The organism is Saccharopolyspora sp. NPDC045839, assembly GCF_056431645.1.
Map to the genome: position 1 here is coordinate 1 of NZ_JBWKKH010000006.1, position 13,992 is coordinate 13,992.

Here is a 13,992-nt window from a genome sequence, read left to right on the forward strand (position 1 = left end):
TGGGACCGGTCCTCGGCGCCCGGGTGCTCGCAGAATTCGGCGACGACCCGCATCGCTACGCCACCGCCAAAGCCCGCAAGAACTACGCCGGCACCTCCCCGATCACCCGCGCGTCGGGCAAGAAGAAGGTCGCCCTGGCCCGGTTCGTGCACAATGACCGGCTCATCGACGCCCTGCTGACCCAAGCGTTCAACGCGCTGCTGCGCTCTCCCGGAGCCCGCACCTACTACGACCGGCAGAAAGCCCGCGGCGCCGGGCACAACGCCGCCCTGCGCCAACTCGCCAACCGACTCGTCGGCATCCTCCACGGCTGCCTCAAGACCGGCACCCTCTACGACGAGACGACCGCCTGGTCGCATCACGCCGAGAACATCGCGGCTTGACATTTCAGCTCCTGGGATGTCTTTCAAGCGGGGAGGCGCTTGGTGTAGTCGAGGGTGAGGACCGCGGCGGTCATGATCAACCCGGCGCCGACGAAGTAGAGCAGTGCCCAGGTGTAGCTGCCGGTCGCGCCGACGATGAAGCCCACCAGCATCGGGGTGAGGATGCCCGCGATGTTGCCGCTGAGGTTCATCGCGCCGCCGAGCGCGCCGGCGTTCTCCCGGCCGCCGAGCAGCGACGGCACGCTCCACATGAGGCCGACCCAGCGCAGGAAGAACAGCACGATCGACAGCAGCGTCACGGCCGCGATCGGGCCGGGCACCAGCGTCACGCCGAGCAGTCCGAGCACGACCGCCACGCCGGCGACGCCGAGCAGCGTGCGCATCACGACGTTGCCGTTGCGGCCGCGGGCCCGCCAGGCGTCGGCGAGCCAGCCGCCGATCAGCTCGCCCACGAAACCGGCGCCGAAGATGACGAAGGTGGACCAGCCGATCGTCTTGATGTCGAAGCCCTTGGACTCCGACAGGTACAGCGGGCCCCAGGTCAGCAGGCCGTAGAACACGCCGTTGAAGCCCAGCCACGCGGCGCACATCGCCCAGAACGACCGGAACTTCAGGTAGCGGCGCAGCGGGCGCCGACCGCCGACGGCGCCCGCGGCGCGGTCCTCGGCGGCGTGCGAGGTCTCGATGTCGGTGGCCTCGGCGTCGTTCACGGCCGGGTGGCTGCGCGGGTGGTCCCGGAGGTACCACCAGGCCCACAGGCCCATCAGCACGGTGACCGCCCCGGCGACGATGAACGCGGGCCGCCAGCCGCCGGTCGTCGCGATCAGCCAGGAGATCGCGATGCCGCCGACGCCCGCGCCCAGCGGCGCACCGGCGTCGAGGATGACCGCGCCGCGGCCGCGTTCCCGCAGCGGCATCCAGATGGCGTTGAGCTTGCCGCCGGCCGGCATCACCGGCGCTTCGGTCGCGCCGAGCAGGGCCCGCATCCCGAGCAGCGCGCCCGGGCCGGGGGCGGTCGCGGTCAGCGCGGTGGCCGCGCCCCAGGCGATGCACGAGCTGCCGACCATCCGGCGCGGGCCGAAGCGGTCGATCAGCCAGCCGCTGGGCAGCTGCATCAGGGCGTAGGTCCAGAAGAAGGCGGCCAGCAGGACGCCGGTGAGCTCGTCGGAGAGCCCGAACTCCTTCTTGATCAGCGGCAGCGCCACCGAGATGGAGCCGCGGTCGACGTAGTTGATGGTCACGATCGCCAGGAGCAGCAGGAAGATCTTCCAGCGGACCCGGGTCGGTCTGGTCCCGGTGTCCGTGAGGGTTCCCGATGTCTGTGTCACGTCTGGTCTCCAAGGGACGAGGAGGAGCCGGGCGATTTGGGATGCGGTATACCAAACATCGTGCCGGGACCCATGTCAATACCTGGGAAAATACGAATCGGTGACCGGCGTGAAGAAAGAGTTTCAGGTCCGTCCAGGAAGGTCGCGCTGAATCGATGCTCCGGCGTCGCCCCTTGACGGCCGCGCGGCGCGTACCGTTAACTTTCCAAAACCCGATAAGTATACTTCGCGATACGGAAAGCCATGGTTCAACGCGGCGAACGCTCGCGCCCAGCGGGCACCGCGCCGTCCTCCTGGCCGATCGGCGTGCTTCTCGCGAACGGTGCCGCCGAACCGCCCGGCGCGCCGCATCGGCCCGGTGCTCGCACCATGGGGACCGCGAGCGGCGCACCGCGGGTCAGGTCCGGGTCGACGGCCTGTTCGCCCCGGTAGAAGTCGCGAACGGTCCGTTCGCTCCAGCCCCTTGACCGGAACCGCACCATGGTTCAACACTTTGTTGAACCACTGCCAGGAGGAGGTAACCGCGTTGCCCGAACCAGCCAACGGAGCGTTCGACGTCGTGTTCCGCGCGCGACGGCTCATCGGCCCGAACGGTGAGACGTCCGGCAGCGTCGGCGTCCGCGACGGCCGCATCGCCGCCGTCGAGCCGCTGGACGCCCCGCTCGAAGCCGCCCGCACCATCGAGCTCGCCGCCGACGAGGTCCTGCTGCCCGGGCTGGTCGACACCCACGTGCACGTCAACGACCCGGGCCGCACCGAGTGGGAGGGCTTCGACACCGCCACCCGCGCCGCGGCGGCCGGCGGCGTCACGACCATCCTCGACATGCCGCTGAACAGCCTGCCGCCGACGATCGACACCGGCGCGCTGGAGGTCAAGCGCAAGACCGCGCGCGAGAAGGCCTACATCGACGTGGGCTTCTGGGGCGGCGCCGTGCACGGCAACCTCGCCGAGCTGCGCGGGCTGCACGAGGCCGGCGTGTTCGGCTTCAAGTGCTTCCTGCTGCACTCCGGGGTCGACGAGTTCCCGCCGCTGAACCCGACCGAACTCGACGAGGCGCTGCGCGAGCTGACCCGCTACGACGGGCTGATGATCGTGCACGCCGAGGACTCCGACGCCATCGAGCACGCCCCCACGGCGCACGGCGAGACCTACGGCGACTTCCTGAACTCCCGCCCGCGCGGCGCCGAGAACGTCGCGATCGCGCAGGTCATCGAGCTGGCGCGGCGCATCGGCGCGCGGGTGCACATCCTGCACCTGTCGTCGTCGGACGCGCTGCCGATGATCGCCTCCGCGCGCGCCGACGGCGTCAGGGTCACGGTCGAGACCTGCCCGCACTACCTGAGCTTCAGCGCCGAGGAGGTCCCCGACGGCGCCACCCAGTTCAAGTGCTGCCCGCCGATCCGCGAGGCACGCAACCGGGAACTGCTGTGGCAGGGGCTGGCCGACGGGATCATCGACTGCGTGGTCAGCGACCACTCGCCGTGCACGCCGGAGCTCAAGCGTTTCGACATCGGTGACTTCGGCGTGGCCTGGGGCGGGGTTTCCAGCCTCCAGCTGGGTCTTTCGGCGGTGTGGACGCAGGCGCGGGTGCGCGGCCACAGCCTCGCCGACGTCGTGCAATGGATGTCCCGGAAGCCCGCCGACCTCGCCGGCGTGCGCGGCAAGGGGTCCATCGCGGTCGGCAACGACGCGGACCTCTGCGTGTTCGCGCCGGACGATGCGTTCGTCGTCGACGTGGGCAAGCTGCACCACCGCAACCCGGTCTCGCCGTACCACGGGCGCCCGCTGTCGGGCGTGGTGCGCGAAACCTGGCTGCGCGGCACGCAGATCGTCGGCCCGGACGTGGAGATGACCGCGCCGCAAGGCAATCTGCTCACCCGCCAGGGCTCGTAGCAGGCCGGAACGGGGCCGTGAGTCCATTGGGTCGCTCTAGCAGCTGTTTTGGATGTCGTGGTGTGAGGTGTGGTAGCGCGGGGTTTTGTCTTTGAAGCGGCGCAGCCGCTTAGCCCACCTGCGCAACTTGCACCGCCGCGGGTTCTCAGGGGTCTTCTCGCGAGGACAGCCCCGACGTGGTGAATCGGCATTCATGAGTCGGGGATCCCACAGCGAGAAGACGCCTGAGGTTCCGCTACCTGCGCCGCCACGCAGGATGAGTATGGAAACAGGCTCTATACCAGCCCAAAGGACTCACGGCCCCGAACCGTGTCAGCCCTTGAGCCTGCGGACCAGGTCGGCGGCGCTGGCCAGGGACAGGCCCGGCAGCTTCCGGCGGACTTCCCGGACCGCCGCGATCTCGTGGGTGCTCGGGTCGATGCCCGCGTCGGCCAGCACCTGACGGGTCCAGCGGATCTCCTGCGGCTCGCCGTCACCGGCCTCGTCCAGGATCCGCAGCGCACGCTGCAGGCCGGGCAGTTCCTCGGGGCTCGCGTCGTGGACCGCACGCCGCACCGCTTCCCGCGCCTCGTCGAGATCGTTGAGCACCAACAGGTGCGATTCGCGTTTACCGAACATCTCAACCTTCCTGCACGGGACTAGGGATCTGAGCCATTCTCCCGCACCCTGTCGGTGATCATGGCTACCCTTCGCCGCCATGAGCGATGCGGCGCACTCGCTGACCTACCGGCGGCCCTCGGTGCTCGACGGCGGCCGGCTCGGGTTGGAGACCGCGGGCGGGACCGCGCTGGCCGGCCCGGCGGGAAATCCCCGGTTCTTCACCGGGTTCCTCACCGATGCCGCGCCCGCCGCCGGCGGGCTCCAGGCGATCGCCCGGGTCGCGCGATCCCGGTACCCGGAGCTCACCGGCCGACCGGCCTTCCGCGATCCGGTCGTCACCTGCAACGGCGACCGGTTGCGCTTCGAGTCCTTCTCCCGGTGCTGCGGCGTCTACGCGCGGCTGGACGTCCTCTCCGCCGGCCTGGACGGCGAGGTGCACGACCGCGGAACGACCAATGTGGACATCAATGAGCCGCTGCGCCGCATGCTCGCGCGCGTCGGTGGCCGCGATCCGCTGCACCTGTCGGTCGGCCCGGACGACCTGACCGCCACCACCCTGGACGGCTCGGTGGTGGAGAAGAAGGTGCCGTTGCCTCAGCGGTGGCTCCGCGGGTTCGCCGAGGTCCAGGTGATCACCGCCGGTTTCGAGCCGCGCGCCGAGCTGTCCGCCGCCGAGGCCGCACGCCTGCTCCGATCGCTGCCGTCCCGTTCGAGCGGCGCGCTCTGGGCCGTGCCCGCCGGACGCTCGCTGCGCCTGACCGGCTCGCCGGCGCCCGGCGCGGTCTGCGTGGCGAGCCCCGACCGGCTCGAATCGCTCGTGCCGCTGCTGCGCTTCGCCCGGGCGCTGCGCGTTCACGGTCCGGCGGTCCGCGCCGGAAGCCATCCCGTCGCGAGTGCCTGGGAGCTGGATCTGCCGGGAATGCGGCTGGTTCTGGCGCTGTCGCCGGGGCGCAACCGCGGGTTCTCCGGTGAGGGGGCGGTGCTCGACGCGCTGGCCTCGGAGGACAGCGAAACCGACGCCGAGTTGATCGGGGCGCTGCTCGCTTTCGAGCCGCGGGTGGAGGTCGATCTCCTCGCGGAACGCTCCGGCCTGCCGCAATCGAGGGTCCGCGACGCCCTCACCCAGCTCGGAACCGCGGGCCGGGTCGGCTACGACCTCGCCGAAGCGGCCTACTTCCACCGCGAACTTCCCTATGAGTCGACGGGCGCGGAGGCGATGAACCCCCGCCTCCGCAACGCGAGAGCGCTCGTCGAGGCGGGCGCGGTGCACCTCGACGGAGACACCGCGACGGTGGTCGTCGGAGACCACGCGCACCGGGTGCGGGACGACGGCTGCACCTGCCGGTGGTGGGCGGAATTCGGCGGTACCAGGGGAAAGTGCAAGCACGCGCTCGCCGTGGACGTGGCGCGGAACGGAGCACGGGGATGAACTGGGAAGACCTGAAGGAACTCATCGAGCAGGGCGACCTGGACGTCCTCGCGGCGGTGCTCGGAGAAATCGGCCCGGCGGACTGCCGCGCGCTCGCCAAGCCGCTGGCGGACTTCGAACGCTCGGTGCGGCAGGAGGGTTTCTACACGACACAGCAGTTCTCGTCCATGCTCTCGATCGCGGGCGCAGCCGTGCTGCCGATGTCGACGCTCGCGCCGTGGTTGTCCCGCAACAGCCTCGACCGGCCGATGCGGCCGGACCACGACCGCGTGCTGAGACCCTACGGCGCTCCGGCGTTCGACCACGTCCTGGCCGTCCTGCGCCGGCGGGACGTGCCGTGGCTGCCGCAGCTCGCCGAGAAGCTCGCGCAACGGCTCCGCACGCGCGGGCAGGTATCGAGCCACGACTGGCAGCTCATCACCGCCATTGCCGGGGACGCCCTGCCCGACAGCGACGGATACGTGTACCACTGGCCGGAGATGATCGGGCGCGATGCCACGACGATCGCCGACGAGATACGCGGAGATCGGCGGTTCCTGGCGCTGATTCCACGACTGTTCGAAGTGGACGGTGTGGCGCGGCGGCTCGCGAGCTCCTGGGCGCTGGACAGCTGGCCGAGCGCGCTGGCGGAGCTCGCCGCCGCCGGTGAGGTCGATCGGCTGGTGCTGCTGGACGGGCTGCTGGCGCGCCTGCAGCGCGGCGGCAAGCAAGCGGACGTCGTGGCCCTGATCGCTTTGCACGACAAGCTTGCCCCGAGCCTCGACGAGCTCGCGCCGCGCGGGGGCGACTACGCGGCGCTGGTGCCCGACAGCCACTCGACGGTCGCGGGGATGGCGCAACGGGAACTCCAGCGCCTGGACGAGGCGAACCGGCTGGAATTCGACGTCCTGCTCGACGTCAGCCGGGCGATGTTCTTCCGTCCAGAAAAGAAGCTCGTCCGGGCCCAGCTCTCGTGGCTGGACAAGGCGATCCGGCGCGGTCGGGCCGATGCGCTGGCGGTGCTCGGCGGCGCGTTCGGCCACGAATCGGCCGACATCCAGGAACGTGCGCTCGAACTGGTGCTCAAGCACGCCGACGAGCTCGATGCGGACGTGCGCGAAGAACTCGCCGAAGCCGCTGCGGCGCTCCCGCAGGACCTCCGGGCGCGTGCGGTCGAGGTGTTCGGGGCGTCGGAGGTCGCGCCGGAACCCGCGCCGGTTCCCGTTGCGGCATCGCGCCCCGAGATGCCGCCGCCCATCGCGTCGGTGGACGAACTGGTCACGGCCTTCGCGCAGCAGGTGTACGAAGGAGATCCGTCCGAGCGGGAGCGGATCCTCGCCGCGATGGTCGAGTTCGCGTTCACCGACCGGGCGGGCCTGTGCCGCGCGTTCGCCCCGCTGCAGGCGCAAAGCCCGTGGTACGCGCCAGGGCTGCCGGACTGGAGCCAACAGCGCACTTGGGTCGGTTCGCCGTCGGAGCACGGCGAGTTCACCGCGGTCCTGCGTGCCGCGACGGGCGAGTGCCGTGGCGATGTCACCAGCCCGATCCCGCGCGTCGACGAGATCCCGGGTGAGGCGGACTGGGAGGAACTCGTGACACGGGGCGTGGACTACGGCACCGTGTCGCTGCGCCGCCTGCACGAGCTCACGCTCGGGCTTGCGTACGCGCCCCGGCCGTTCCTGATGTCCACGCCGACCGACGCGTCCGGGCTGATCGCGCCCGAAGCGCTGGCGGAACGCCTGGAGACGGCGGCGGAGCAGGGTTTCGAGCCGTGGGAGCACGACCTGGTCGTGGCGATGCTCCGGCTGCCCCGGGATGCCGCGATCGCCGACCGGGTGCGGGGGCTCGGGGCGGCGGGCGCGCAGGTCGCGCGGTGGATCGACGAAGGCGGGCTCGGCCGGCCCGAGATCCGGCGCGCGGTGGTGCCGGTCAAGAAGTACGACTGGCGCGGCATGCACTTCGAAGACCACACGCGCGTCACCGTCACGTTCCCGGACTCGGCGGATCCGGTCCGCAAGTCCTTCGACAGCACGGCGACCGGCCGGTATTCGGCCACCTTCCGCGAGCAGAACGCCACCCCGTATCTCGTGCCCGCACACCGGGATCTCAGCGCAGCGCACCAAGTGGCGGCCTTCGCGAACGGGGCGCGGGGGAGCGCGACGGTGCTGGCCCGCCTGGTCGACGCCTACGGCCCGATCGGCGAGGGGATGACCACGGTGCTGGCCTACGCGCTCGGTGCTCGGGAGGCGGCGGACCGAGCGGGCGTGGTGGACGCGCTGATCACCCTGACCGCCCGGGACGGGCTGCGCGGTGCGGACGTCGCGCATGCAGTGGTGGAGCTGGTGGCGCGCGACGAGGTCGTGCTGGGGCGTGTGGTGCAGGCGGTGCGCGACGCGACGCGAGCCGGTCTCGTGGAACTTGCGTGGGAAGTGGTCGCGGTGCTGATCGAGGGCCTGCTGCCAGCCGAGGGGGAACGCCCCCGGACGGCGCTCGCGGACCTGCTCGCTCTCGGTGTGGAGCTGGCCGCCCAGGTCCGCCCCGCTGGGCCGCTGCCAGGTCTGGCGGCGGCCGCGGCACGAGGTGGTTCGAGCCGCTTCGCCAAGGAGGCCCGCAGGCTGCACCAGACGTTGAGCGCCACCTGATGGCACTGTTTCGCCTGGCCAATGCTCGTGAGTACGTTGGTCCGCCATAGCACTCCAACACACGCACGACCCATGAACAGCCGAAACGGCCCGCCGGCCGAGCCTCGGGCGGTGCTCCCCGCGTAACCCCGGTGACCAGGGCTGACGTACGCTGAGTAATCGTGCTCGTCATTGCGCTGGACACCTCGACCCCCGCGGTCACGGCGGGGCTTGTCGCCCTGGACGACGGTCCGCCGCGCGCCCTCGCCGAGCGCGTCACGGTTAACCCGCGCGCGCACGGCGAACTCCTCATGCCGCAGTTGCTGGACGTCATGACCGAGGCCGGACGCGAACTCGGCGACGCCGACGCGATCGTCGTCGGCGCCGGCCCGGGCCCGTTCACCGGCCTCCGCGTCGGCATGGCCACCGCCGCGGCGCTCGGCCAGGCCTGCGGCCGCCCCGTGCACCCGGTCTGCAGCCTCGACGCGATCGCCGCGCAGGCCACCGCCGAAGGCCCCCTGCTGGTCGCCACCGACGCGCGCCGCAAGGAGGTCTACTGGGCCGCCTACGACGCCGCCCGGACCCGGATCGACGGGCCGCACGTCCAGCGCCCGGCGGACGTCCCGACCGACGGCTTCGCCGCGGCGGCCGGGGAAATGGCCGAGGCGCTGGGCATCGCCGTCGTCGAGCCGCGCTACCCGACGCCGGCCGGGCTGGTCGCGGCGGCGCGCGCCGCGCTGCAGGGCGAACCGGCGCCGCTGGTGCCGCTCTACCTGCGGCGGCCGGACGCCGCGGAGCCGGGCAAGCGGAAGTCCGTGTTGACCAGGAGTGGGAAGTGACCGACCGCGCCACCGCCGCGCCGCAGGTGCTGAAGCTGCGCCGCAGCGACCTGAAGCGCTGCGCGGAGCTGGAGCAGCTGCTCTTCCCCGGCGACGACCCGTGGTCCCGGCCCGCCTTCGCCGCGGAGCTCGACCAGGGCCACTACTACGTCGGCGCCTACCTCGACCAACGCCTGATCGGCTACGCCGGGCTCGCCGTCGTCGGCCGCGCCCCGCACGCCGAGGCCGAGGTGCACACCATCGGCGTCGACCCGGCGCACCAGGGCCGCGGCGTGGGCAAGGCGCTGCTGCGCGCGCTGCTGGCCAGGGCCGACGAGAAGCAGGCGACGACGTTCCTGGAAGTGCGCACCGACAACGACGCCGCGATCGCGATGTACGAGAACCACGGCTTCGAGATCGTCGGGCTGCGCAAGCGCTACTACCAGCCGTCCGGGGCGGACGCGCACACCATGCGGCGGCCCCCGGCGGAAACTGCGGAGGCTGGGTAATGACTGCGGATCGAGTGGTGCTCGGCATCGAGAGCTCCTGCGACGAGACAGGCGTGGGCTTGGTCCGGCTGGCGGCCGACGGCAGGGTCGAGCTGCTGGCCGACGCGGTGGCGTCCAGCGTCGACGAGCACGCCCGCTTCGGCGGCGTGGTGCCGGAGATCGCCAGCCGCGCGCATCTGGCGGCGATGGCCCCGACGATGCGCCGCGCGCTGGACGAATCCGGGCTCGAACTGTCCGATGTGGACGCGATCGCGGTGACGGCCGGGCCGGGCCTGGCCGGCGCGCTGATGGTCGGCGTCGCGGCGGCCAAGGCCTACGCGGCCGCGCTGGACGTGCCGCTGTTCGGCGTCAACCACCTCGACGGGCACGTCGCCGTCGACACCCTCGAACACGGGCCGCTGCCGGAGCGCTGCCTGGCGCTGCTCGTCTCCGGCGGGCACACGCAGCTGCTGCTGGTGGAGGGCATCGGGGAGCAGATCACCGAGATCGGCTCCACGATCGACGACGCCGCGGGTGAGGCCTACGACAAGGTGGCGCGCATCCTCGACCTGCCGTACCCGGGTGGCCCGCCCATCGACAAGCAGGCCAAGCTGGGCAACCCGAAGGCCATCGCGTTCCCGCGCGGGCTGACCGGGCCCCGCGACGCCAAGTACGACTTCTCCTTCTCCGGGCTGAAGACGGCGGTCGCGCGCTGGGTCGAGACCGAGCAGCGCGAGGGCCGGGAGATCCCGGTGGCGGACGTGTGCGCGTCGTTCCAGGAGGCCGTGGCGGACGTGCTGACGGCGAAGGCCGTGCGAGCGGCGCGGGACCTGGACGTGGACACGCTGGTGATCTCCGGAGGCGTGGCGGCGAACTCCCGCCTGTCGGAGCTGGCGGCCCAGCGCTGCGCGGAAGCGGGCATCACGCTCCGGGTGCCGCGCCCCCGCCTGTGCACCGACAACGGCGCGATGATCGCGGCCCTCGGCGCCCACGTCCTCGCGGCGGGCGCCAAGCCGTCGCCCCTGGACATGCCGGCCAACCCGGGCCTCCCGGTCGGCACCATCGTCGTCCAGTAACCCGGTGGTGTAGTTCTCCCCGCAATTTCAATGGAAATCAGAGCTCTGATTTCCATTGAAATTGCGGCAGTTGTCCACAGGTGTCGGCGTGTCGGCGTACGACACGCCGGTGATCCGCAGTTTCCATTGAAACTGGGGGTTCGGTTTCCGTTGAAATTGCGGGCCCGACGACCCGGGTCACCCGGTAGACGACCCGGTTCACCCAGCAGGGTCGTCGTTCGGTGGTCCCAGTTCAATTGAAACTGCGGCCAGGCCAACGGTTCAGTACCTTCGGTCGATCGTCGTGTTGGTGGCCGCGCGCCACTCGACGTAGCCGTGCTCGAAGTCGTTGCGGCGACCGCCGGGGACCGCGAACTCCCCGGTCTTCGGGTAGCCCAGGTACGAGCGTTCCCAGCCGAGCGCGGACCAGCGTTCGCGGATCCGGCCGTACACCTCGTGCGCTCCGGTGCCCGGCGTCCAGTAGATCGACGCCGCCTTGGAGAAGTGGTTGTAGCGCCCCACTCCGTCCGGCGTGGTGAGCTCGTCGGTCGTCGGGTAGCCGAGCGGCCCGAGCTCCCAGCCCAGCTGCGACCAGGTCACCCGGGTCGCGCCCCAGATCGCATGCGCCCCGGAGCCCGGCGACCAGTAGATCGAGCCCGCCTTCGAGAAGTGGTTGTACCGTCCCACCCCGTCCGGCGTGGTCACCTCGTCGGTCGTCGGGTAGCCGAGCGGGCCCTGCTCCCAGCCGTTCGCCGCCCAGTTCTGCCGGATCGCGCCCCACACCGCGTGCGATCCGGTGTCCGGGCTCCAGTAGATCGAGGCCGGGAAGCCCGCGGTCACCCCGACGAAGTGGTTGTACCGGCCGACACCATCCGATGTGGACAGTTCATCCGTGGTCGGCGGGCCGAACCTGCCGTGCCCGCCGAGTTGCAGGTACTTCGCGAGGTTCCCGCCGTAGACGTAGTGCACACCGGTCTGCGCTGTCCAGTACAGCCGCCCGCGCTCGTAGCCGCGGTAGCGGATGCCGTCCTCGGCGATCTCCGGCCCGGTCGGCTGCCCGAGCAGGTTCCGCAGCTGCGGTTCGGCTTCGTACCGCCGGTCGATCGGGGTGGCGTACCGCGCCGCCAGCGTCAGGTCGCCGGCGCCCATGGTCAGCACCCGCGACCGGGCACTGACTCCGTCGGTCCAGCCGGCGAAGGTCGCCACGCCATCGGTCGCGGTCGCCGCCGCGATCACGTCGAAGGAGGCGCCTTCGGTGACCATCGCCGAGCTCCGCCCGCCCTCCGCGGGGATCTGCAGCACGGCGGGCACGTTGCTGGTCAGCGTGAGCAGGTGTTCGCGCGGCATGGCCGCGTAGGTCTCGCTGCTGCGCACCCCGGCGCTGTCGGTCGTGGTGGCGGTGATCTCCATCCGCGAGTCCGGGTGATCGGTGAACGCGACCTGGAACGACTCGCCGTTGCCGCCGGCCCCCGGGTGGCGGTGGCAGGTCGCCTCCTCCGGGCAGTGCACCTCGGCGCTGGTCCAGGTGATCGGCGTCGTGCCGTCCTCGGCGTCGGTGGCCCGCGCGGTGAGGGACACGGTCTCGCCGACGGCGAAGGTCCGCCCGCCGGGCGTCGTCAGCGCCAGCTGGGGGGAGTGGTTCGCCGGCGCGACCAGCAGGTCGACGCTGCCGGACGCGCCGAGCGGGTCGGTCACGGTCAGCCGCGCGGTGAACCGGTCGCCGTCCGGGTAGGTGTGGCTGGTGCGCGCGCCGGAGCCGGTCGCGCCATCGCCGAAGTCCCAGCGGTAGGTCAGCGGATCGCCGTCGAAGTCCTGCGACCCCGACCCGTCGAAGGTGACGGTGCGGGTCGCCGGATCGGTGCTGATCTCGGCCTCGGCCACCGGCGCGGAGTTGCCCTGCGGATAGCTGAGCCGGCGCAGCGTGCCGGAGTAGATGTCGGCGAAGACGACGTCGCCGTTGGGCGCGGCGGCGAACTTCACCGGCCCGCCGATGTCGCCGCCGAACGGCGGGTTCTCCGGCGCCCGCACCAGCTTCCCCTGCGCGTCGAAGCGCAGCGTCCACAGCTTCTTCGTGGTGTAGTCGCCGAAGAAGTAGGCGCCGCGGTAGGCCTCCGGGTAGCTCGCGCCCCGGTAGATGATGCCGCCGGTGACGCTGTTGCCCTGGTCGGCGCCGCCGCCGTGGTGGTACTCCCACAGCGGCGGGGTGTTCACCGCGGAAGCGCATTCGGGCAGGTCGTCGTAGCCCGGGGTCCGGTGGTTCCCCTCCCAGCAGGGCCACTTGTAGTTCTGGCCGGGCCGGACGAGGTCGATCTCCTCCCAGGCGTTGTAGCCGACGTCGCCGACGATCGGCGTGCCGGTGCCGGGGTCCAGCGACAGCCGGAACGGGCTGCGGAATCCGCTGGCGTACACCCGGCTGCGCCACGAAGAGGGGTTCGACGCCTGGTAGTACGGGTTGCCGGGCACGCCGCCGCCGGTGGCGGTGACGTGCAGGACCTTGCCGTTGGGTGCGTCGACGTCCATGACCCGCAACGCGTTCCGGTCGGTGCGGGTGAAGTCGGAGAGGTCACCGACGGACACCCACAGGGTGCCGTCGTCGGCCGCGACGATCCCGGTCATGCCGTGCACCGCATAGGGGCTGCGGAACTCGAAGAGCACCTGTTCGCCGGCGAGGCCGGTCGGTTCCGGCGCGCCGGTGACGGTCCAGCGCGCGAGCCGCAGCAGGTAGCCGCCGGTGCCGCCGGGAACCGAGCGGGCCAGGTAGACGTGCCGCGAGGTGGCGTAGTCGGCGGCCACCGCGAGCCCGGTCAGTCCCAGGTCCTGGGCCGGTTCGACGGGCAGGGCGGCGATGGTCCTGGTGCGGCCGTCGGCGGCCACCCACGCCACGGTGCCCTTCTTCCCGGTGGTCAGGACGCTGCCGTCGGGCAGGTATGCGAAGTCGGTCAGGTCGAAGGCGGCCTGCCCGCTGGGTTGATTGCGGAGGACGAAACCGGATGGCACGGCGGCTTCCGCGCGGCGGACCGGGAACGCCGCCAGCAACCCGATGGATAACAGCGCCACGCAGCACGCGCTCAACCAGCTGCGGAGTCTTCGAGCGAGCACGGTGATCACACCCCTATTCGGCGAGGATGTGCTGGTATCGCCCGAAGTTCCGCCCGGGTTGCCCACCTCCTGGAATCTTGCACACCGTCACGAAAGGTCACCTGTGGTGATCGAATCCGGGGGAAGGAAGCCCCGACCGGCTGAAAGCGTGCGCCTCACCGGTGATGGCGGGGGGGGGGGGGGGGGGGGGGGGGGGGGGGAGGGAGGGGGAGGGGGGGGGGGGGGGGGGGGAAAAAAAAAAAAAAAAAAAAAAAAAGAAAAAAAAACAAAGCACCAGGCACAGCCCACACACTCCTCT

At 71.3% G+C, this 13,992-nt stretch carries 10 protein-coding genes; 7 read left to right on the forward strand and 3 right to left on the reverse strand.

Features of this window, described 5'->3' with window-relative positions; all coding sequences use genetic code 11:
• On the forward strand, positions 1 to 383 hold a 383-nt coding region (locus tag AC07EQ_RS10460), incomplete at its 5' end, for a transposase (RefSeq protein ID WP_478387743.1).
• A gap of 23 nt (positions 384 to 406) precedes the next feature.
• Here AC07EQ_RS10460 and AC07EQ_RS10465 read toward each other — a convergent pair.
• Complete coding sequence (locus AC07EQ_RS10465; protein WP_478387744.1) at positions 407 to 1,711, reverse strand: MFS transporter; 1,305 nt, start codon at positions 1,709 to 1,711, stop codon at positions 407 to 409.
• A 526-nt stretch (positions 1,712 to 2,237) separates the two neighbouring features.
• Between AC07EQ_RS10465 and allB the strand changes: the two genes are divergently transcribed.
• Positions 2,238 to 3,605 (forward strand): allantoinase AllB, encoded by a 1,368-nt coding sequence (allB, locus tag AC07EQ_RS10470; RefSeq protein ID WP_478387745.1) that lies wholly within the window; start codon positions 2,238 to 2,240, stop codon positions 3,603 to 3,605.
• Between the two features lie 312 nt (positions 3,606 to 3,917).
• Here the strand turns inward: allB and AC07EQ_RS10475 are convergent, their stop codons facing one another.
• Positions 3,918 to 4,223, reverse strand: coding sequence for a hypothetical protein (locus AC07EQ_RS10475; protein WP_478387746.1), 306 nt, complete (start codon positions 4,221 to 4,223; stop codon positions 3,918 to 3,920).
• Positions 4,224 to 4,302: 79 nt separating this feature from the next.
• Between AC07EQ_RS10475 and AC07EQ_RS10480 the strand changes: the two genes are divergently transcribed.
• The 5 genes from AC07EQ_RS10480 to tsaD all read left to right on the forward strand — a co-directional run bounded on the left by AC07EQ_RS10480 (position 4,303) and on the right by tsaD (position 10,616).
• Positions 4,303 to 5,634 carry an SWIM zinc finger family protein gene (locus AC07EQ_RS10480; protein ID WP_478387747.1) on the forward strand — a complete coding sequence of 444 codons (1,332 nt, stop codon included), beginning with the start codon at positions 4,303 to 4,305 and terminating at the stop codon, positions 5,632 to 5,634.
• Positions 5,631 to 8,255: a DUF6493 family protein gene (locus AC07EQ_RS10485; protein ID WP_478387748.1), complete on the forward strand. Its 2,625-nt coding sequence runs from the start codon at positions 5,631 to 5,633 to the stop codon at positions 8,253 to 8,255. Before AC07EQ_RS10480 ends, AC07EQ_RS10485 begins: the two co-directional genes overlap by 4 nt.
• Before the next feature lie 161 nt (positions 8,256 to 8,416).
• Complete coding sequence (tsaB, locus tag AC07EQ_RS10490; protein WP_478387749.1) at positions 8,417 to 9,073, forward strand: tRNA (adenosine(37)-N6)-threonylcarbamoyltransferase complex dimerization subunit type 1 TsaB; 657 nt, start codon at positions 8,417 to 8,419, stop codon at positions 9,071 to 9,073.
• Complete coding sequence (gene rimI / locus AC07EQ_RS10495) at positions 9,070 to 9,561, forward strand: ribosomal protein S18-alanine N-acetyltransferase (protein WP_478387750.1); 492 nt, start codon at positions 9,070 to 9,072, stop codon at positions 9,559 to 9,561. The genes tsaB and rimI overlap by 4 nt, the downstream gene beginning before the upstream one ends.
• A complete protein-coding gene (gene tsaD / locus AC07EQ_RS10500) occupies positions 9,561 to 10,616 on the forward strand; it encodes a tRNA (adenosine(37)-N6)-threonylcarbamoyltransferase complex transferase subunit TsaD (protein WP_478387751.1) in 1,056 nt (351 codons plus the stop codon). Before rimI ends, tsaD begins: the two co-directional genes overlap by 1 nt.
• Before the next feature lie 261 nt (positions 10,617 to 10,877).
• Here the strand turns inward: tsaD and AC07EQ_RS10505 are convergent, their stop codons facing one another.
• Positions 10,878 to 13,652: a PQQ-dependent sugar dehydrogenase gene (locus AC07EQ_RS10505; protein ID WP_478387752.1), complete on the reverse strand. Its 2,775-nt coding sequence runs from the start codon at positions 13,650 to 13,652 to the stop codon at positions 10,878 to 10,880.
• Between the last annotated feature and the right edge of the window lie 340 nt (positions 13,653 to 13,992).

What these genes read in the sequence shown, in the direction of transcription:
- AC07EQ_RS10475 (WP_478387746.1), bottom strand. Translation starts at nt 4,223, where the DNA reads ATGTTCGGTAAACGCGAATCGCACCTGTTGGTGCTCAACGATCTCGAC.
- AC07EQ_RS10480 (WP_478387747.1), top strand. Translation starts at nt 4,303, where the DNA reads ATGAGCGATGCGGCGCACTCGCTGACCTACCGGCGGCCCTCGGTGCTC.
- AC07EQ_RS10485 (WP_478387748.1), top strand. Translation starts at nt 5,631, where the DNA reads ATGAACTGGGAAGACCTGAAGGAACTCATCGAGCAGGGCGACCTGGAC.
- tsaD (WP_478387751.1), top strand. Translation starts at nt 9,561, where the DNA reads ATGACTGCGGATCGAGTGGTGCTCGGCATCGAGAGCTCCTGCGACGAG.